General features: G+C 71.2%; 14 protein-coding genes. 9 read left to right on the top strand and 5 right to left on the bottom strand.

Features of this window, described 5'->3' with window-relative positions; genetic code table 11:
* Positions 1-20 precede the first annotated feature (20 nt).
* From BN6_RS26045 to BN6_RS26055, 3 genes are all read left to right on the top strand, one after another.
* Positions 21-1,238: a PP2C family protein-serine/threonine phosphatase gene (locus BN6_RS26045; RefSeq protein ID WP_015102758.1), complete on the top strand. Its 1,218-nt coding sequence runs from the start codon at positions 21-23 to the stop codon at positions 1,236-1,238.
* A gap of 298 nt (positions 1,239-1,536) precedes the next feature.
* Entirely contained in the window at positions 1,537-3,858 is a 2,322-nt protein-coding gene (locus tag BN6_RS26050) for an Orn/Lys/Arg family decarboxylase (RefSeq protein WP_231904748.1), read from the top strand.
* A 286-nt stretch (positions 3,859-4,144) separates the two neighbouring features.
* Positions 4,145-5,452, top strand: coding sequence for a cation:proton antiporter (locus BN6_RS26055; protein ID WP_015102760.1), 1,308 nt, complete (start codon positions 4,145-4,147; stop codon positions 5,450-5,452).
* 193 nt (positions 5,453-5,645) lie between these two features.
* On the opposite strand, the gene BN6_RS26060 is transcribed toward BN6_RS26055, so the two are convergent.
* Both BN6_RS26060 and BN6_RS26065 read right to left on the bottom strand, forming a co-directional pair.
* Positions 5,646-5,855 (bottom strand): DUF2795 domain-containing protein, encoded by a 210-nt coding sequence (locus BN6_RS26060; RefSeq protein WP_015102761.1) that lies wholly within the window; start codon positions 5,853-5,855, stop codon positions 5,646-5,648.
* 189 nt (positions 5,856-6,044) lie between these two features.
* Positions 6,045-9,386 carry a S8 family serine peptidase gene (locus BN6_RS26065; protein ID WP_015102762.1) on the bottom strand — a complete coding sequence of 1,114 codons (3,342 nt, stop codon included), beginning with the start codon at positions 9,384-9,386 and terminating at the stop codon, positions 6,045-6,047.
* 792 nt (positions 9,387-10,178) lie between these two features.
* On the opposite strand from BN6_RS26065, the gene BN6_RS26070 reads away from it, so the two are divergent.
* The 5 genes from BN6_RS26070 to BN6_RS46945 all read left to right on the top strand — a co-directional run bounded on the left by BN6_RS26070 (position 10,179) and on the right by BN6_RS46945 (position 15,430).
* Entirely contained in the window at positions 10,179-11,918 is a 1,740-nt protein-coding gene (locus BN6_RS26070; RefSeq protein ID WP_015102764.1) for an ABC transporter ATP-binding protein, read from the top strand.
* Positions 11,919-12,478: 560 nt separating this feature from the next.
* Complete coding sequence (locus BN6_RS26075; RefSeq protein ID WP_015102765.1) at positions 12,479-14,326, top strand: asparagine synthase-related protein; 1,848 nt, start codon at positions 12,479-12,481, stop codon at positions 14,324-14,326.
* Positions 14,327-14,330: 4 nt separating this feature from the next.
* Positions 14,331-14,564: a lasso peptide biosynthesis PqqD family chaperone gene (locus BN6_RS26080; RefSeq protein WP_197540191.1), complete on the top strand. Its 234-nt coding sequence runs from the start codon at positions 14,331-14,333 to the stop codon at positions 14,562-14,564.
* On the top strand, positions 14,561-15,043 hold the full coding sequence (locus BN6_RS26085) for a lasso peptide biosynthesis B2 protein (RefSeq protein ID WP_015102767.1): 483 nt from the start codon (positions 14,561-14,563) through the stop codon (positions 15,041-15,043). The genes BN6_RS26080 and BN6_RS26085 overlap by 4 nt, the downstream gene beginning before the upstream one ends.
* Before the next feature lie 213 nt (positions 15,044-15,256).
* Positions 15,257-15,430, top strand: coding sequence for a hypothetical protein (locus BN6_RS46945; protein ID WP_015102768.1), 174 nt, complete (start codon positions 15,257-15,259; stop codon positions 15,428-15,430).
* Between the two features lie 103 nt (positions 15,431-15,533).
* Here BN6_RS46945 and BN6_RS26090 read toward each other — a convergent pair whose 3' ends face one another.
* The gene (locus tag BN6_RS26090; protein WP_015102769.1) at positions 15,534-16,025 is read right to left on the bottom strand and encodes a MarR family winged helix-turn-helix transcriptional regulator; all 492 of its coding nucleotides are present in this window, start codon (positions 16,023-16,025) and stop codon (positions 15,534-15,536) included.
* 87 nt (positions 16,026-16,112) lie between these two features.
* On the opposite strand from BN6_RS26090, the gene BN6_RS26095 reads away from it, so the two are divergent.
* Positions 16,113-17,645, top strand: coding sequence for an amidohydrolase family protein (locus BN6_RS26095; RefSeq protein WP_015102770.1), 1,533 nt, complete (start codon positions 16,113-16,115; stop codon positions 17,643-17,645).
* 594 nt (positions 17,646-18,239) lie between these two features.
* On the opposite strand, the gene BN6_RS26100 is transcribed toward BN6_RS26095, so the two are convergent.
* Positions 18,240-19,538, bottom strand: coding sequence for a glycosyltransferase (locus tag BN6_RS26100; RefSeq protein WP_231904749.1), 1,299 nt, complete (start codon positions 19,536-19,538; stop codon positions 18,240-18,242).
* Positions 19,505-20,101 (bottom strand): TetR/AcrR family transcriptional regulator, encoded by a 597-nt coding sequence (locus tag BN6_RS26105; protein ID WP_041314084.1) that lies wholly within the window; start codon positions 20,099-20,101, stop codon positions 19,505-19,507. The genes BN6_RS26100 and BN6_RS26105 overlap by 34 nt, the downstream gene beginning before the upstream one ends.
* Between the last annotated feature and the right edge of the window lie 197 nt (positions 20,102-20,298).

Here is a 20,298-nt window from a genome sequence, read left to right on the forward strand (position 1 = left end):
GGCGAAGACGGAGTGGGCAGATGACGGATGTCCGGCGGTTGGCCCGGCGGTTGCAGGTGCTGGAGGCGATCACCGACAACGCGCTGCGCGAGCTTGACCTGGACAAGCTGTTCGACGTGTTGCTGCAGCAGGTGCGGTCGCTGTTCTCGGTCGACACCGTCACCGTCCTCTTGGTGGATTCCGGCGGCGGGCACCTGGTGGCCAGGGCGACCACCGGCCTGGAGGAAGAGGTCCTCCAAGGTGTGCGGATACCGGTGGGCTCCGGCTTCGCCGGCGCGGTCGCCAACTGCCGCGAGCCGGTGCAGATCGACCACGTCGATCCCACCACCGTGGTCAACCCGCTGCTGTGGGAGCGCGGTCTGCGGGTCATGCTCGGCGTGCCGATGGTCGCCGAGGGCAGGCTGATCGGCGTGCTGCACATCGGCAGCACGAGTTCACGCCGGTTCACCGACGAGGACGTCGACCTGCTCCAACTCGCCGCGGACCGGCTGGCCACGGCGGCGCACCTGCACCGCTCGCGGTCCGAGCTGGCGGCGGCGGCCCTGCTTCAGGACAGCCTGCTGCCCGCCCTGCTGCCGACCACACCGGCCTGGGAGTTCGCGGCGCGCTACGTGCCCGGAGCGGAGAGCGGCGTGGGCGGCGACTGGTACGACGTGTTCACGCTGCCCGGCGACCGCATCGGTGTGGTCATCGGTGACGTGGTCGGCAGTGGGCTGCCCGCCGCGATCGTCATGGGACGGCTGCGCAGCGCGCTGCGCGCCTACGCCCTGGAGTTCGCCGAACCGGCGGAGGTGCTCGGCAAGCTCGACCGCAAGGCCAGCCACTTCGAGGCCAACACCATGGCGACCGTCGCCTACGCCGTCATCGACACCGCCACCACCCGCGTCGACCTCGCGCTGGCCGGTCACCTGCCACCGGTGCTGGTCGTGCCCGACGAACCGGCCCGCCTCGTCGACGCCCCGCTCGGACCGCCCATCGGGTACGAGCTGGCGGTTACCGGCCGCCGGAGCGCGACCTTCGACCTCCCACCTGACGCGCTGCTGGCGTTCTACACCGACGGGCTGGTCGAACGCCGCGGGGTGGACCTCGACAGCCGACTCGAACAGCTGTGCGACGCCGTCGCGGCGGGACCCGCGGACACGGTCTGCGCCAGGATCATGGCAAGCCTGGTCGGCAACCAACCCGCCACCGACGACATCGCGTTGCTCGTGACCCGCCACCGGCCCGACCTCACCTAACCTGCCCCGCCATCCACGGGACGGGGTAGTAGAGCCACATCCCAGGCGAAGTCCATCACCGCGAACCGATCAGTGCGGTGAACGCGTCGACCTCGGCGACGTTACCGATCACCACGCCACCGTCCAAGTCGATCACGGCGTGCCTCCCGGAGGCGGGAAACACCCGGTCATAAGTCGCATACCCCTACTCGCAAAATCACACGATCGAATGAGAGCGATCCACGTTTCAGTGACAAAGCCGCTGTACGTCCCGCCGCTCATTACGCTCGAAAGAAATTCGGGTGAGGGGGCTGAGCGGGTGACCGAGTCCACTATTCTCATAGTCACGGAGAAGTCGGCGGCCGACAACACCGTTCCGGCGGCGAAGGTCGAGCAGGTCTGCGCGCACCTGCGCGAGTGCGGGCACGAAGTGATGGTCGTGCACTCCACCACCGATGCCGCCTCCGCCGTCACCTCGCAGGCCGACCTCGCCGCCGCCGTGATGAGCTGGGAACTGGTCGGTGGTGCACTCCAGTCCGCCGACACCGACCCGGCCGTCCCGGGCGGGGTGCTGCGGATGCTGCTGGACCGGTTCTCCTCGCGGCTGCCGGTGTTCCTGCTGACCACCGGCGAGTACGACGACGAGACGCCGCTGTGGGTCTCCGAGGTGATCAACGGGTGGATCTGGCTGCTGGAGGACACCCCGGACTTCATCGCGGGCCGGGTCGACTTCGCCGCGCACCAGTACCTCGACCAAGTCCTGCCGCCGTTCTTCCGCGAACTGCGCCGGTTCGACGACACGCACCCGTACTCGTGGCACACCCCGGCCCACGCGGGCGGCATCGCGTTCCTCAAGTCCCCGGTCGGGCGGGCGTTCTACGACTACTACGGCGAGCGCCTGTTCCGCACCGACATCTCGGTGTCCGTCGGTGAACTCGGCTCGCTGTTCGAGCACACCGGCCCCGTCGGCGAGGCCGAGCGCAACGCCGCCCGCATCTTCGGCGCCGACGAGACCTACTTCGTGCTGCACGGCACGTCGTCGTCGAACCGCATGATCGTCCACAGCGCGGTGGCCAACGACGAGATCACGCTCCTGGACCGCAACTGCCACAAGGCGATCAACCACGGCGTGATCCTCACCGGCGCGCGCCCCGTGTACCTGGTGCCGACCCGCAACGGCTACGGGATCACCGGCCCCATCCCGCCGGAGCGCCTGACCGCCGACGCGGTCCGGGCGCAGGTCGAGCGGACCCCGATCGCGGCGGGCGCGGTCAGCCCCGACCCGGCGTACGCGGTCATCACCAACTCCACCTACGACGGCCTCTGCTACGACGCCGTCCGGGTCAACGAGCTGCTGGGCGCGTCGACCCGGACCCTGCACTTCGACGAGGCGTGGTTCGCCTACGGCCGGTTCAACCCGCTCTACGCCCGCCGCTACGGGATGGCGGTCGACGGCGACGGGCTGCCGGACGCGCAGCGGCCCACGGTGTTCACCACCCACTCCTCGCACAAGCTGCTGGCCGCGCTGTCCCAGTCGGCGATGATCCACGTGAAGTCCGGCAGCAAGGCGCCGTTCGACCCGACCCGGTTCAACGAGACGTACATGATGCACGGCACCACGTCGCCGCTGTACCCGATGATCGCCTCCTGCGACGTCGCGGCGGGCATGATGGACGGCCCGGCCGGGAACTGGCTGACCAGCGAGGCGATCACCGAGGCGGTCCGGTTCCGGCAGGCGATGGTCCGGCTCGGCAGGAGGCTCGCCGACGCGGGCGACCGGCCGCCGTGGTTCTTCGGCGTCTGGCAGCCGGGCGAGGTCACCGACGCGGGCACCGGTGAGCGGGTCGAGTTCCACCGGGCACCGCTCGACCTCCTGCGCACCGATCCGCGCTGCTGGACGTTGGAGCCGGACGCCGAGTGGCACGGCTTCCCCGGCCTCGAACCCGGGTTCTGCATGCTCGACCCGGTGAAGGTGACGATCACCTGCCCCGGTGTCGACGCGCTCGGCGGGGTGTCGGCGTTCGGCGTCCCGGCCCGGGTGGTCACCGCCTACCTGGAGACCCGCCGGATCGTGGTCGAGAAGACGGACGTCTACACCTTCCTCGTCCTGTTCTCCATGGGCATCACGAAGGGCAAGTGGGGCACGCTGCTCGACGCGCTCACCGACTTCAAGCAGCTCCACGACGACAACGCACCCTTGCCCGAGGTGCTGCCGGACCTGGTGAAGGCGCACCCCGAGCGGTACGGGCGGCTGACGCTGCCGCAGCTGTGCGAGGAGATGCACGACAGCCTGGCCGCGAGCAAGGTCGTGCAGCTGCTCAACGAGGCGTTCACCAGCCCGACGCCGCCCACGGCGGTGATGACGCCGGCCGAGGCCTACCAGCACTTCATCCGCGGCGAGACCGAACTCGTCGGGCTGGCCGAGCTGGCCGACCGCGTGGTGGCCACCCAGGTCACGACCACCCCGCCCGGCATCCCGGTGCTGGTGCCCGGCGAGCGCGTCGGCCCTCCGGACGGCCCGCTGCTCCGGTACCTGCGCGTGTTGGAGGCGTTCGACCAGCGTTTCCCGGGTTTCGCCAATGAGACGCACGGCGTGCACCACGAGGGCGGCAAGTACTGGATCTCGTGCGTCACCGAGTAGCCGTTACCGCGTAGGCACCGAGTAACGGCCCCTTCAGTGGAGGTCGTGCTTGGCGCGGTGGCGCAGCGGTGGGCCCAGCGATCGTGCCCGGCGTTCCGCGAGCGGTCCGCCGCGGGGAAGCACCCGATCCACCACCTTGGTGACTGTGAGTGACCAGTCGGAACTCGAAGGGAGGTCCGGCCGGTCGCGGGACCGGGCCCGGTCGGGGGTTGGCGTCACCACAGCCGGGTAACCGCCGGATGGCGGCCAGCCGATGATCGGACCGGCCCGCGCCGAGAGGAGTGTCGTGACGGGTTCCGGTGCCGTGGCCTACACCTGTATCGGTGTCGCCACCCTCTTGGCCGCTCTGCTCCCACGGCTCCTGAACCGGCTGCCGATCTCGATGCCCATGGTGTTCCTGGCCGCCGGCGCGCTCGCGTTCACGGCCATCGGCTCGCTGCCCGATCCCGACCCCGTGCACCACGGGTCCGTCACGCTCCACCTGACCGAGCTGTGCGTGATCATTTCCCTGATGGGCGCGGGGCTCGCGCTCAACCGGCCGGTCGGCCTGCGTCGCTGGTCCACGACCTGGCGACTGCTGGCCATCACGATGCCCCTGTCCGTGCTCGCCATCGCGGTGCTGGGCTGGGGCGTGCTCGGGTGGGGCGTGGCCTCGTCGGTGCTGCTCGCGGCGGTCGTGGCGCCGACCGATCCGGTGCTGGCCGGCGAGGTTCAGGTCGCCGAGCCGGCCGAGAACCCCGACGACGACGCCGAGTCGAACGAGGACGAGGCGCGGTTCGCGCTGACGTCCGAGGCGGGGCTCAACGACGGCTTGGCCTTCCCGTTCACCTACGCCGCGGTCGCCATCAGCATCGTGGGCGCGGCCCCGGACGCGTGGCTGCCGCACTGGCTCGCCGTCGACGTGGTGTGGCGGCTGGCCGCCGGTCTCCTGGTCGGCCTGTTCGCCGGGTGGGTGCTGCGCAAGCTGTTCTTCGCCGCGCCGTCGGAGAAGTTCCGCCTGGCCGAGCACGCGGAGGGGTTCGTCGCGCTCGCCGCAACCTTCCTCGCCTACGGGCTCACCGAACTGGTGGGCGGCTACGGCTTCATCGCGGTGTTCGTGTGCGCCTGCACGATCAGGGCGGGCGAGCGGTCCCACGGGTACCACCGCGTCCTGCACCAGTACGTCGAGCAGATCGAGCGGATGCTCACGGTGTTGATCATCTTCCTGCTCGGCGGCGCGGCCGTCACCGGCCTGCTGGCGGGCACCAGGTGGCAGGAAGTGCTGGTGGCACTGCTCATCCTCCTCGTCGTCAGGCCGGTGACCGGCCTCGTCGCCCTGGCGCGCGGGAAAACCGGACCGCGCGAGCGATTCGTCATCTCCTTCTTCGGCGTGCGGGGCGTCGGATCGCTGTTCTACGTCGCGTACGCGTTGCAGGCCGGGCAGTTCGCCGAACCGGAAGCGATCTGGCGGGTGGTCGGGTTGGTCGTGATCGGCTCCATCGTGCTCCACGGCGTCACCGCGACCCCGGCGATCAGGCTCCTGGACCGCCTGCGGCTCCGCGCGGCGCGCGACCGGCACGGCGACCCGGCGCAGGCACCCCAGACACCAGTGTGACCAGACACCGGTATGACCAGACACCGGTGTGACCAAACGGCCTGAAGCACGGACTGAAACACCTGTCGTCCTGCCCAGTGGAAAGTCGTCGCCGGCGGCGACAGTCTGACGCCGCCGGCGGCGAGGTGTCCGCGCCGACTGCCCGGGTCGGGTCTGTCGGCGGGTTGGGACGTGCGGGTCTCAGCTCACGACGTCAGGCGTCCCGCTGCTCATCGACCGGCACAGCTCGGAGCACTTCGTCGAAGGACCCGTACACGCCTTCGGGGATGGAGCGCAGTGCGTGCACGGTGTCCTCGTCGGCGTTGTTGCGCGACGCGTGGTCCGCCAGCTGCTCCTTGGCGGCCGGGTACCCGACATCGCCCAGCGCCGTGCGCAGTCGGTCGATCGTGGTCGTGCTGTGCATAGCCGTGCCTCCTACATCCGGTAAGCCTGTCGACGGCATACCCCCGTGTGGCTGGGCCAACCACGCCCAGGTGGCGGCGTTGCACGACGTCAGGCCGGTCAGCGGTTCAATCGCGCACGGCGAGGACCGAATCACCGTCGCGTGCTCCCGAACCGCCGAAGCCGTCCGGGAGCACGCAACGGATCGCGACTACGACCCGACCACCCCGTACGCACGGATGATGGTCTGGTCAATGGCGTTGCCCGCCGTGTCAGTGGCGGTGACGTGCAGCGACACCGCGCCGGACGCGGGGTGCTGGAGCTGGGCCACGTAGTCGCCGCCACCCAGGTCGAGCAGCCGCATCGGGCTCCACGTCCGGCCGTCGTCCGACGACGCCCGGCCCGTCACCGACGCGATCGGCGCGCCCGTCGCGCCGGCCACGTGGCCCACGTGCAGGGGGAAGCCGTAGGAACCGCCGCCCGGTGCCCGGTTGTACTCGTCGAGCTGCGGCCGGAACATCAACTCCAGCAACGGGATGCGGTCGGTGCGCCCGTCCGCCGGCCGGCTGGAGCCGAAGGTCCACGTGGTGTCGGTGCGCGTCGAGTACTGCCACCAGGGCGCCGACCGCTCGTTGGTGTAGTTGAGGCGGTAGGTGGTGGGGTCCGGGCGCACGGGCACCGACAGGCCGGGGACGCCGTTGTAGTCGACGACCTGCTCACCGTTGGCGTGCAACGTGGTCCGGTGCACATCGCGAGCGGCCAGCTGGTTGTTCCAGTGTCCCCCGGTGTCCACGTACGGGGCGATGCGGAGGTCCAGGGTGTCGCCGGTGCGCGTGGCGGGTGGCACCAGGCCTCGCGGACCCGGCCCGGCCGGGCGGCCGAACCACTCCTCCCGCAGCACCTCCCCGAGCCGGTAGGAGGTCGGAGCGCCGGTGAAGGAGGCGAGGTCACCCGGTGCCCGGGTCATCCACACCTCGTGCGTCCACCGGACGTCGCCGGCGGAGACGAAGTAGGTCCGCTTCCCCGGCCTGGGCACGGTTCGCTGGAACTCCTTGCGGTGCCGGTAGTCCGGGCGCGCCGCCCACCGCACGTCCATGCCCGGCGTGTCCGGGGTGTCGGCCCGGTACCAGGTGTCCAGCGTGGCGGTGTTGGTGTGGTCGGCGCGGTAGGACAGCACCTCCGGCACCCGCTGCCGCTCCGACAGGAACAGGTCGTACTCGTAGGCCGGCGGGCTGCCCTGGTCGTCCGGCGGGGCGATCAGGTCCCACTTGCTGTAGAACTCGAAGTCCCCCTTGGTGACCGGCTCGGTGGGTGCGGCGAAGGCGGGCACGTTCCGGGGCGTCAGCTGGCTGTCGCTGTCGTCCTGCCCGTCCAGGGCGCGGTGGAAGCCCAGCGACACCCCGTTGGTCGTGGTGGGCAGTTCGGTGTCGACCACGATCCGGTTCGCGGTTCGGCCGTCGAGGGTGAGGGCGGTGTCGTCCGTCACCGCCAACTCCAGGTCGCCGACGAACGCCGTCTCGGTCACGCGATCACCCGAGTCGTCGGCCGAGCTGAGAAAACCCACCGCCGTGTAGGTGCCGGGCGGCACGCGGAACGTCACCGTCGGACGGTCGCCTTCCACGTACTGCTCGAGATGGCCGCTCGCCGGGCTCCAGAGCACGACCCGGCTGGCCGCCTGGAGCCGTCCGGAGTGGGCGACGGCGGTGACGGACACCTCGTGCGTCTCGGGTTCCACGAAGACACCGACGGAGGTGTGCACGACGGTGTCGCCGCCGGTGCCGACCAGGTACCCGACGTAGCGCCCCGTCGGCCCGGCCGCCGGGTCGAGGGCCACCGCCACCGACGCCGTGCCGCCCGCCGGCACCGTCACCCGCGGCCGGTCGACGGTGAACATCCCCGCCGGCGGCGTGCTCCCGTCCTGGTGGGTCACCTGGAGCGACAGGTCCAGCGTCACCTCCGCCGCGGTGGCGTTGGTGAAGGTGACGGCCCTGCTCACCGGTTCGGCCGGGTGCGGCCACCGCAGGTAGCCCAGGTTCAGCGTCCCCGGCCCGGCGTACACCCGCTGGGCGAACGCCCGCGCGACGTCCAGTCGACCGCCGCCCTGCTCGTACGGGCTCATCCCGGCACCGGTCCGCGCCGTGGAGATCAAGGCGTCCTTGAGCTGGGTGTTGCCGTACGCCGGGTGTTGCTGCGCGAGGATCGCCGCCGCACCCGCCACGTGCGGGGTGGCCATCGACGTGCCCGAGCGCCGCGCGTACCGCTCGTCCACGATCGGGCTGCCGGTGGTGCCGCTCGCCCGTGCCGCCACGATGCCCACGCCCGGCGCGACCAGGTCCGGTTTGATGGCCAGGTCCCCGCCGCGCGGACCGATGCTGGAGAAGTCCGCGAGCACGTCCTCGTGGTTCACGGCAGCCACCGTGAGCGCCTCGTCGGCCCATCCGGGGCTGGTGATGGTGCCCTCGAAGTTGCCCAAGTTCCCGGCCGCGGCCACCACCAGCGCGCCGCTGTCCCGGCTGACCGCGTCCACCGCCATCGAGACCGCGTCCGGACCGGTCGCCGGTCCGCCGCCGACGCTCATGTTGATCACGTCCGCGTCCTGGGCGGCGGCCCACTCCAGCGCCCGGATCACCGCGTCGTCGGTGCCGTTGCCCTGCCGGTCGAGGGCTTTGGCGTTGAGCAGCGCGGCGCCCGGCGCGACTCCCCTGCGCACCACCGCCGTCGCCTCCCCGGTGCCCGCCGCGGTGGACGCCACGTGGGTGCCGTGCCCGTTGCCGTCCGAGGCGTCCGGTTCGCTGGAGAAGTTGGCCTCCGCCACGACCTTCCCGCCGTCCAGGTCCGGGTGGGTGGTGTCGATGCCGGTGTCGACCACCGCGATCTTGACGCCCGTCCCGTCGAAGCCGCCCGCCCACGCCTGCGGCGCGCCCACCTGCGGGACGCTCCGGTCCAGCAGGGCGGTGACCTTGCCGTTGCGCCAGACCTTCCGCACCGCACCCGCCCCGGCCACGGCCGGCCAGAACACACCGGCCTGGTCCTTGTGCTGCACCACGGACCGGGCGTTGATGCTGGACAGCACGAACCCGTCGGCCGCACCCGGCGGCGGTGCCACCGCGGCGGCCAGGACCGAACCCGGGTCGTACTGGACGATCAGCGGCAGGTGCGCGCTGTGCGCGTCGTCGAGGCCGTCGGCGACCATCGCGGTCAGGTCGAACAGCTCCGCGTCGACCCGATCGGCGGCGATCAGCGGTGCCACGTCCGACGGCACCAGGTAGAACCGGCCCCGGTCCGTACGGGTGCTGTACCCGACGTCCTCCCGACCCGGCCCCGGCGCGAAGATCGTGTCGTGCTGCCCGTCGGGTCGCACGTGCAGTCGGACGCGGTCGCCGGTCACCAGCGTGATCGTGTGCCACTCGCCCGACCCCGGCGGGTTCTCCGCCGGGGTGACCGGTTGTGCGGTGGTCTGCGGCGCGACCAGCAGCGCCGCCGCGAGCGCGCCCGTGACGGCCACGCTCCATCTCCGCATCCGGCCCGGGGTGTACTTCCCTCTCGTACCCATCCAGCCACACCATCCCTGCTCTACCAAGTGGACAGTTCTCTGCATGTCCCGCGCGGCGAAGTCGTTGAGCGACACGGGAAGCGGGCCCCACATCGGGTGCTGACGCCCGCGGAAGTGATGCCGGCGCAACGGGCCGCGAACTCCTGGTGACCCGGCTCACGGCAGAACGGTGAAACAGGAGGATCGGACCATGGCTCGCACACCGCGTCCACGAAAGACTGATCTCGCGACACGTTCAGGCACCAGGGGTTGCCCGAACGTGCACCTCCTCCACGGCTCATCTGGTGAGAACGGTCAACCTGCGGCAGTTGCGGGCCGGATAGCCGACCCCCGAAAGTGGCTACTTCCCGTGCGGCCGGGCACCGGCTCGGCGACGGACGGGACCAGGTTCCTGATCGGTACGAGAGAGCACCGATCGCTGCGCGGTCGACTCTCCGCCGGCACCGTCGCACGCCGCCGAATCGTCGGTCAGGTCGCCCTGCCCTTCGTTCACGGCCGTTGATCTTGCCTGGTGGTCGCCATTCCACCTGATCGGGTCCGTCGGCCGGGTGCGGGGCGCGGTAGCCCGAGGTGAGATCCACAATGGCGGGACACAGCGGACAGGTGGGCTTCGAGGCGGATGCGGCAGATGTGCGTTGCAGGGTGCGGTGAGCAGCGGTCGGCTGGTGTCCTCGCGGGCCTCGCTCAACGCCCTCCCCGCGTCCGTCGGGACATGTTCGCGGTAAGGCCGTGCCGCGCGGCGGGAGTCCGCGCGGGTCCGTTCGTCACGCCTGCGGGTGACGGGGTCGGCCGGTGACGGCGTCGCTCCGGCGGCTCGCCCGGCCGCAGTTGTGGCCCGCTGTCGGTGCCGTGCTGCTCACTCTCGTAGCGACCGGTTTCGGCCTGGCGCAGCCCCTCGTGGCGGCTGGTCTGGTGGACACGGTCTCCCGGGGCGGGTCGGTCGCGGGGCCGGCTTTCGTACTGGCGGGGTTGTTCGTCGCGCAGGCGTGTGTCGGCGCGTGGGGCTACTTCCTGCTGGAACGGACCGGGGAAAGGTTCTTGTTGCGGGTGCGCACCACGCTGTGCTCGCACCTGGTGCGGATCGTGCTGCCGGTGTTCGACCGGCACCGGATCGGCGACTTCATCTCACGCGCGTCGGCCGACGTCGTCGCGTTGCGCGACGGGTTGACCAACACGGTCGTGCAGACGGTCACCAGCGTGATCATCGCGGTGGCCACCGCCGTGGTGATGGCGTTCATCGACCCGGTGCTGATGGTGATGGTCGTCGGCGTGCTGGCCGTCAGCAGCGTCGTGCTGGGCGCGATGTCGTCCCGCATCGGGGATGCCTCGGTGTCCCTGCACACCACCGTGGGCACGTTGTCCGCCGAGCTGGAGCGGGTCCTCGGCGCCATCCGCACAGTGCGCGTCAACCGGGCCGAGGACCGCGAGGTCGCCGCGATGACCGGGCTCGCCCAGGACGGCTACCGCGCCGGCGTGCGCACCGCGCGGCTCGTGGCGGCGATCGGCCCGCTGTCGGAGATCGCGATGAACGGCGCGTTCCTGCTCGTGCTGTTCGTCGGCGCGTCACGAGTGGCGAGCGGCGACCTCTCGCTGGGCAGTCTCGTGGCGCTGTTGTTGTACGCCAACCAACTCGTGATGCCCATCGGCACGGCCGTCGACGGCATCGCGGAGATCTACAAGATCAAGGGACCGGCCCGGCGCATCCGCGAAGTACTAGACCTCCCCGTCGAACAACCCGGCGACCCGCAGCCGCCGGCACCCTCGCAGTCCGCGCCGGTGCTGGAGATCCGTGACGTGCGATTCGGCTACGAACCCCACACCCCGGTGCTGCGCGGACTGTCGCTGACGGTGCCACAACGGTCCCTGGTCGCCCTGGTGGGCGCTTCCGGGGCGGGCAAGTCCACCACGTTCGCGTTGGTCGACCGCCTGTACGAGCCGTGGAGCGGCACCATCCGCCTCAACGGCCACGACACCACCGATCTCGGCCTCGCCGCGACCCGCGCCCGCATCGGCTGGGTCGAGCAGGACACCCCCGTCCTGCACGGCACGCTGCGCGACAACCTCCGCTACGCCGTGCCGGACGCCTCCGACCCCGACCTCTGGGACGTCCTGGACCTGGTGAACCTCCACGCGAAGATCCGCGCGCTGCCCTCCGGCCTGGACACCGAGGTCGGCGAACGCGGTGTGCGGCTTTCCGGCGGCGAACGCCAACGCGTCGCCATCGCCCGCGCCATCCTGGCCAAGCCCGACCTGATCCTGCTGGACGAACCCACCGCCCACCTGGACCCCGCCAACGAAACCGCGCTCACCCGGACCATGGCCGACCTGCGCCACGAATGCTCGCTGCTGGTGATCGCACACCGGATGTCCACCATCAGGTCCGCCGACCGGATCGCGGTGCTGCGCGACGGCGTCGTCCAGGCCACCGGAACCTACACCGACCTGCTCCGCACCAACTCGGAGTTCACCCGGATCGTGGGCGGATCCGCCACACCCCGGCCACCGGCCCATCCCGCCACCACTCCGCCGTGACACGTCCGGGAGCCCGACGGTGAATGCAGGTGGCGCACGGATTTCCGAGGCCCGTTCCGCGTCCTTACTGGACGTTGCCGCCGGCCGTGGCCGGGAAGTCGGGAGCGGCGTCCCGCGGCAGGGCCGGCCGCTTCGACCTGGTGTCGGCAGGGCTCGACGGCGGTCACGGAGTGTGGCTCCTCCCGCCGGGATCACTGATGTGGTTGTGCGACGGGATGAGCGAGCGCGGTCGAGTTGTGCGGCCCCGGTGGTCCTTCCACTGTGGTGAGGGCGGTTCTTCGCCGCCTGGGCACATCGACGAGAGGGTGGATGCCATGACGAAGAGGACGTTGCCGGAGCGATACCAGACACCGTCGGCACAAGTGGTCGGTCGTTTCACCAGGGACACGCGGGCGCTCGTCCACGGGCTCCGGGACCACCGCGGACGTGGACGCCACGAGAGCTAGTGGAGCAGCCGCACCACATGACCGTGTCAAAGCCGGGCGGCGCGGTCGGAGGGCCGGGATCGCCGGGTCGCCGACCGCGCCGGATCGGGTCTCTCAGGACCGGCAGGGGTCTCGATGCAGGGGTTGTCCAGCAGTCTGGTCGCACTGCCCGATCACCCGGGCGCAGCCGCCGCGGCGTACCGGGTCCCGTACGAAACACCGGACGTGGTGCTCCACCCCTCCGGACGGCCGTGGCTGGTCGGCAGGTGGGCGCCGGGAGAGCTCCAAGTGGCCACCACCGGGTCGGCCCAGGTCGCGGTCTTCGGCTTCTGCCCGGTCACGCCCGGCTGGATGGCCGGCTGCGCGGAACGGCTGCGCACGGTGGCCGACGCCGACTCGATCGCCCGCAGACTGCCCGGCAGCGCGCACCTGATCGTCTCGGTCGGGGGCCAGGTGCGGATGCAGGGCAGCCTGACCAACCTGCGCAGGGTCTTCACCACCGAGGTCGGGGACCAGGTGTCGGTGGCGAGCGACCGCGCGGACGTGCTGGCCACGATGGTCGACGCGGGCGTGGAGGAGGACCTGCTGGCCACCACGGTCGTGCAGTCGAACGCGTACTACCCGTTGATCGAGAAGAGTTGGTGGCGCACGGTGCGATCGGTGCCGCCGGACTCCTACGTGGTGCTGTCCCAAGGAGGACGGGCCCGGCTCGTCCGGTGGTGGCGGGCTCCCGATCCGGTGCTGCCGTCGGCCCAAGGCGCAGCCGACGTGCGCGCGGCCCTGTCCGACGCCGTGACGAGCAGACGTCCCGTTCGGGGAAGGCTTTCGGCGGACCTGTCGGGCGGGATGGACTCCACCACCCTCTGCTTCCTCGCCGCCGAGCGAACCCCCGACCTGCTCACCTTCCGGTGGACCGACGGCAGCACGCGCAACGACGACCCGGCGTTCGCCGCACGGGCGGCACGACTGCTCGGCAACGCGCAGCACGTGGAGCTGCGGGGCGAGGACGGCCCGGCGCTGTTCGCGCCGCCGTACGACACCCCCGACGTCGAGGTGCCCTGGGCGATGACCCGGGGCCTCAACCACAGCGCCTACGAGCGGCAGGTGCTCCTCGCCCACGGCTCCGGTCTGCACCTCGCCGGTCACGGCGGAGACGAGGTCTTCAGCGGCTCCCCCGGCTACCTCCACTCCGTCCTGCGCCGGGCTCCGCTCACGGCTCTGCGCCACCTGCGGATCTACCGGGCGCTGGGCGGCTGGCAGTGGTCGGCCGTCATCACGGCCCTGACCGACCGGCGGAGCTGGAGTTCCTGGTGGCACGAGGCGGCCGACAACCTGACCTCGCCACCGAAACCGGCCCACGCGCCGCCGTTGGGCTGGACGACAGCGACACGCGCCGCCCCGTGGGCCAACGGCGATGCCATCGCCACCGCCCGCCGCTACCTGCACAGCATGGCGGACGAGGTCCGGCCCCTGGCCGACGACCGCGGCCAGCACCAGGCATTGGCCAACCTGCGCCTCGCCGGCCCGTTGTGCCGGCAGGTACAACGGGAGTACGCCACCTCCGGGCTCCGGCTGGACGTGCCCTTCCTGGACGACCGCGTCGTCGAGGCCGCGCTCGCCGTGCGGGTGTCGGACCGCATCACCCCGTGGCGGTACAAACCGCTGCTCGCGGACGCGATGCGAGGCATCGTCCCCGACTTCATCCGCAACCGCACCACCAAAGGCGACTACCAGGACGACGGCGAGCCCGAACTCCGCCAGCACGTCCCCGACCTGCTGGACTACTTCGCCGACTCGGCCCTGGCCGCTCGCGGCCTGATCGACCTGCCCGCACTGCGCGAACACCTGCTGCGGCCACGCCTTGACGACGCCGCCGAAGCCCACCTGGAAACCACCCTCGGCTGCGAGATGTGGCTGCGCGCGATCACCCACGACCGACCCGCTCCCGATCGGAGGGCACATGTCCCTGCGCCTGCACCCTGACACGGTGTCGACCAGCACCGAGGACGGCACGGTCCTGCTCAACAAACGCACCGGCCACTACTGGCAGGTCAACCTGACCGGCGCGCACATCCTCGACAGGCTGCTCGCCGGCGACACCGCCGACGACATAGCCACGGACATCGCCGCCCACTACGACATCGACACCACCCACGTCCGTGCGGACATCACCGCGCTGACCGACAACCTGCTCGGTGCCCGACTGGTCGAGCCGGCATGACCGGACCGCGCGTGGTGCCCGACCGGATCACCCTCCCCCCGCACCGCCGGGTGCTGCCCCTGCTCGCGGTCGCCGCGGCCACCGTCCTCACCCGGCTCCCGCCGAAACACCTGTGCTCGATCCTGGAACACCTCCGGCGCAACGCCCGACCCGCCACCGTCGACCAGGCCGCCGCGGCCCGCAGGGCGGTCGTCGCGGTCAGCCTGCGCTGCGCGGGAGAGGGCTGTCTCCCCCGATCCGTCGCCGCTGCCCTGCTGTGCCGCCTCCACGGCACCTGGCCCACCTGGCGCACAGGTGTCCGCACCCACCCCTTCGCCGCTCACGCCTGGATCGAAGCCCACGGACAGGTCATCGACGAGATCCACCCCGCCGGAACCTTCACCCCGATGCTCACCGTCGCACCCGAGCGTTCGTCTACAAAGGACCGCTCCGTGAATTCCTTGACACACAACACAGTGCCACCCTGGGGCCGAACCTGACCAGTGCGTCACCGCTCCGAGGCAGGCAGATCAACATGATCGGCCAGACTCGGCACGGATAGGGTGGGCCGGGTCGTCACGGACTACGGGAGTCGGGCATGGCGCGAGCGGTCGGTGACCGGTGGCCGGTGCTGCCGGCCATCGGGGTCGCCTCGGCGGTGACGGCGTCGTGCTCCGGCGGCGAGGTGGACGAACGGGCGTACCCCGGCAGTCGTGAGGGGGTACACCGTCGAGGACGTCCAGCGGCTCTCCCGGGTGCCGATCCCGGACTGCGCCGGGGAACAGGCGAAGATCTTCGTCGTGCCGGAATCGGCGGAGAGCGTCGCGTTCGACTTCGGCGGCACGGTCGAGTGCGTGGACCGCTTCCTGGTCGGGCTCGGGGACTGACTCGTCGGCACAGCCGGAGGCAACGGGTGCGGTCGCGCCGTCGAGTTCGTGATCCATCCGAGAGAAGGACACCCGATCCGGGAGCGCGATCACCAACTCGACGTCATGCGTCGAACCCGTGCCTGGTCGGCTGTTGCTCCGGGTCATGACGAGGGAGCAGATTGTCGAGGATCGTGCCGGCGATGCGGGCGAACTGGTCGAGCTCGTCCGCCGTGAGGGGGTCGACGAACAGTCGCCGGACCTCCTGGGCGTGGCCGGGCACGGCCTTCTTGAGCGTGGCGAGGCCCTGCGCCGTGATCACGGCGTCCACTCCCCGGGAGCCGCACTGTTCCCTGGTCACCAGCCCTCGCTTGCCCATCCGGGTGAGCTGGTGGTGCATGCGGCTCTTCTCCCAGCCGGCCGCCTGTCCCAGCTCGTAGGAACGCATCCGGCCGTCGGGCGCCTCGGACAGCAACGCGAGCACGGTGTAGTCGGCGTTGGACAGACCGCTGCCGGCCTGGAGCTGCTGCTCGATGCGTGTTCGCAGCAGCTCCAGCATCTGGAAGGACGTCCGCCAGGCGCGGAGTTCGCGTTCGGTCAGTCGCTGCTGCACCATGCGGCCATCGTACTCGTCAGTTGATGCATCAACTCAACTGTGTACCCTTGAGTTGACACATCAACTCGATGGGCACGAGGAGACACCATGAGCAGGCGGCGTGACTTCCTGAGGACCTCCGCGGCGGTGACCGCGGCCGCCGCTGGAGCGGTCGCGGGCATCGCCGGCCCGGCCGACGCGCACGGCGACGGTCAACCGCCGAAGGACACCGGCCACCGTGGACGCCGCTATGTCATCCGCGGCGGCGCCGTGATGTCCATGGACCCCGACGTCGGCGACTTCGAGCGGGCCGACGTCCTGATCGAGGGCAAGCGGATCGTCGCGGTCCGGCCCGACATCCGCGCCGCCGACGCCGGCGTGATCGACGCGCGTGGGCGCATCGTCATGCCGGGCTTCATCGACACCCACCACCACCTGTTCGAGACCGCGGAGCGCGCGTTCCTCGCCAATGGCCTGCTCCGCGACGACGGATCCGGATCGCCGAGCGCGCACCCGAACTACAGCGAGCACATCCTCGAAGGGTTCGCACGGGTGTACCGGACGCAGGACGTGTACATCAATGAGCTGTTCGCGGGGCTCTCGCAGCTCGACGCGGGTGTCACCACGGTGCTCGACGTGTCGCAGGTCCACCACTCCCCCGAACACACCGATGCGGCGGTCCAGGCGCTGATCGACACCGGGCGGCGTGCCGCGTTCGGCTACTTCGAGGGCGACGGCCGCATCGGAGCCCGGTACCCGGAGGACGCCCACCGCATCCGGGACAAGTGGTTCCCCTCCGACGACCAGCTCGTGACCATGGTCATGGGCGGCGAGCTCCACCTCGGCAGGGAGGTGTACACCAGGGCGTGGGCGATCGCCCGCGAGCTGGGTCTGAGGATCGCCGCGCACTCCGTCGGCTCGTGGGGGATGCGGCCCGTCTTCGACGCCGTGGCGCGGGGCGACGGCGGGGTCGAGGTGGGACCGGACAACCTCTTCATCCACATGACCGGCATGTCCGACGAGACCTGGCAGCGCTTCCGGGACGCCGGCGCGCACGTCTCGCTGGCGTTTCCCATCGAGATGACCATGCGGCACGGCACTCCGCCCATCCTCAAGATGCAGGAGCTGGGCCTGGAGCCCTCCCTGAGCTCCGACGTCGAGACGACGATGACCGCGGACCCGTTCACGCAGATGCGCACCGCGATGACCATGCAGCGCATGATCGTCAACCAGTTGGTGCTGGACCAGGGAACCCCCGTGCCGCCCGACAACTGGCCGACGCCCGCCCCCGGCACGCCGGACCTCCTCACCGTCCGCGACGTGCTCCGCTACGCGACCGTCAACGGCGCCAAGCACCTGGGACTCGACGGCAGGACCGGCACCCTGACGCCGGGCAAGGAAGCCGACATCGTCCTCCTCGACGCCACCGCGCTCAACGTCGCCCCGCTCAACAACGTGCCCGGGGCGGTCGTGTCCCTGATGGACCGCACCAACGTCGAGACCGTGATCGTCGCCGGCCAGGTGCGCAAGTGGCGGGGGCGGCTGCTCGACGCGGACCTGAACCGGCTGCGCCGCGACCTTGAAGCATCACGCGACCACCTGTTCAAGGCAATGCGGCTACCGCAGAACCTGTTCGCCTGAAGCGGACCGTCGCAGGCCCTGACCCACCCGGCGTCGGCCCGAGGTCTCCATGTGTCAGCTGCGGTGACCAGCAGCGACAACGGTCGCCGCCAAGTGCAGCGTTCTGAGTGGGCGGAGCGGTCGCCGTGCCACGCCGGTGGACGACGAGGTGCCCGCAAGTCGGAGGGTCCGCGTGGCACGACCGGTCGACGCGGACGCGGATGCGGTGTTCGAGGTACTGGCGGATCTGGATCGCGTGCGGCACGAGATGCGCGGCCGGTGCACCGTGACGGCGAACCTCACGCGGCCTGTCACCACGCACCGCTCGATGGCGGAGGCATGGCTCGGTCTGGCGATGGACAGGTGCGATGCGGGCCCGCGGACTTGTGGCTCGTGGAAAACATGCGTCCGACAGCGGACGGCCAGACCGCCGGACGAGTCGATGCGCTACACCGACGTCGGACCTGGGAAACGAAGACGCCTACCCCGTCAGGCGCGCCGTTCAGCCGTTCCGAGCATCGCTTGGTCGCGTCGCCCAGGCTCAGACGACCATCAGGGGCAACGCAAACCCGCGGATACAGTCGTCTCGGCCAGTCCAGCCGTCCACGGCGGTGACTACTGGGCCGCCGCTTCCTCGATCACTGCCACCGCTCGCGCAACACCCCGTTCGGCGCGGATCTCCCGCCCCACCTGCTCCGCACGTGAACTCAGCGCAGGATCGCCCACAGCGGCGGTGACAGCCCGAGCCAGGGCAGTTGCGGTGAGGTCCTGTTGGCGCACGGGGACAGGAGCGACACCGATCGCGTGGGCACGCCGCGCCCAGTACGGCTGGTCGGCGACGAACGGGCACACGACCTGCGGACGGCCCGCGGCCAGCGCCGCCGCGGTCGTGCCCGCACCGCCGTGGTGGACGACTGCGGCCATGAGCGGGAACAGCCTGTCGTGCGGGGCCTGGTCGATCACCAGGACGTCGGGCGACGACACTGACGCGATCCCGCCCCACCCGGTGGCCAGCACCGCCCGGACGCCCGCGTCCCGGACGGCGTCGGCGACGATCCGGCCGGTGCGCTCGGCCTGCCGGCCGGCCATGCTGCCGAAGCCCACGTACACCGGGGCCGGTCCCCCGCCGAGGAACTCCGCCAGCCTCCCGGACGGCGCCCACGAGCCGGACCGCAGGGGCCAGAAACCTGTGGTGTGCACGGATTCCGGCCAGTCCGGCGCGGTCTGCGCGATCTGCGGGCTGAACGCGTGCAACACCACCCGGTTGCGACCCGCGGCGTCGTGCAGCAGGTCGTGCACACGGCGGCGGCGCGGCAGTCCGAGCCCGTCGGCCCGCCAGTCGTTGACGACGCCCGAGTAGGCGCGCAGGGTCGCGGACACGGTCAGGTAGGTGGCGCGGTTGAGGAATCGGGGCAACCTGGGGAGGGGCACCATCGGGCACGGGTGTGCAGAGGTCGGCACCCAGCCCGGTTGCAGCGCGACCAGGACCGCCGGGACGTCGAGCATCTCGGCGGCGTGCTGGGCGGGGAGGGTGGGCGTGTGCACCACCACGTCCGCGCCCGACCGGCGCGCGGTCTCTCCGACGTCCCGCAGGACCCGGGCCATCAGCGGTTTGATGCGCCGGGCCGTGCGGACGGCGGCGAGCTTTCCCTTCAGCCCCCGGTAGCCGCCGTCGACCGCGGCCTTGACCACCGGGTCGTCCATCAGGCGGTTCGGTCCCTCGTCCAACGCCGCGAACTCCACGTCGTGCTCAGCCGCCGAGGAGGCGAACGACTCCGGCGCGGCCAGCACCACCTCGTGTCCGGCCTCACGCAACCCGACCGCCAACGCGAGCATCGGCTGCACGTCGCCCCGGGTGCCGTGGGTGACCAGCAGCGCCTTCACGGCCGCACCGCCGCGAACGCGGACAGCCACCGGTCGTTGGTGAACAGGCCACCGGTCAGCATCTCCAACCCGGCCCGCGCACCCCGCACCGCGACCGCCGTCTCCGCCGGATCTCCGCCCAGCAGCCGGCCGACCTGATCCCCGAGCAGCAGCGGCGCCAACTGCCACGACACGTAGGTGACCGCCCGCGCCCGCACGTCCCCGGTCGGCCGGACCCACCCCTGCGCCTCCCCCTCGGCCAGCCACGCCTCGGTGCGTTCCACGAGACCGGTGAACAGGGCCGTCGCACCCGCGGTGCCGTCCAACAGGGCACGAGCCAGGTACCGCCGCACCGGGGTGGCCGTCCGCAACGAGTCCGCCAGCGCGTCGACACCGGCCTCTCCGCCGGCCCGCACCGCGTCCAGGACGTACTGGTCGCACGCCTCACGCAACCCGTCCTTCGAACCGAAGTGGTGCAGCACCAACGCCGGCGAGACCCCGGCGTCCGCCGCGACCGCGCGAACCGACGCGCCCGCGACCCCGTCCGCGCCGAACCGCGCCAGCGCCGCGTCCCGGATGCGCGCCCGAGCCGTCAGATCAGAGACTGAACTCATGTTCAGAGTATTGAACGATCGTTCAGCCGCCGTCAAGTGGCCGCGCGACCGGACGCTGCCTGGAGCGAGGATGGCGACGGCATCGGATCGAGCCGGAGATCGGCGACCGGCTCCGTCCCGGCGAACACACGCCGAACTCCTCCACGTGGCCGAGGCTGACGGACATAGCCACGCCCACCCACCCCGCGACCCGCCAC

Source organism: Saccharothrix espanaensis DSM 44229, from assembly GCF_000328705.1.
In the GTDB taxonomy this organism is placed as follows: Bacteria; Actinomycetota; Actinomycetes; order Mycobacteriales; family Pseudonocardiaceae; genus Actinosynnema; species Actinosynnema espanaense.

Bases quoted from the DNA above. Each gene is read 5' to 3' on its own strand.
- BN6_RS26045 (WP_015102758.1), top strand. From the start codon at position 21: ATGACGGATGTCCGGCGGTTGGCCCGGCGGTTGCAGGTGCTGGAGGCG.
- BN6_RS26060 (WP_015102761.1), bottom strand. From the start codon at position 5,855: ATGCACAGCACGACCACGATCGACCGACTGCGCACGGCGCTGGGCGAT.
- BN6_RS26065 (WP_015102762.1), bottom strand. From the start codon at position 9,386: ATGGGTACGAGAGGGAAGTACACCCCGGGCCGGATGCGGAGATGGAGC.
- BN6_RS26075 (WP_015102765.1), top strand. From the start codon at position 12,479: ATGCAGGGGTTGTCCAGCAGTCTGGTCGCACTGCCCGATCACCCGGGC.
- BN6_RS26085 (WP_015102767.1), top strand. From the start codon at position 14,561: ATGACCGGACCGCGCGTGGTGCCCGACCGGATCACCCTCCCCCCGCAC.
- BN6_RS26090 (WP_015102769.1), bottom strand. From the start codon at position 16,025: ATGGTGCAGCAGCGACTGACCGAACGCGAACTCCGCGCCTGGCGGACG.
- BN6_RS26095 (WP_015102770.1), top strand. From the start codon at position 16,113: ATGAGCAGGCGGCGTGACTTCCTGAGGACCTCCGCGGCGGTGACCGCG.
- BN6_RS26105 (WP_041314084.1), bottom strand. From the start codon at position 20,101: ATGAGTTCAGTCTCTGATCTGACGGCTCGGGCGCGCATCCGGGACGCG.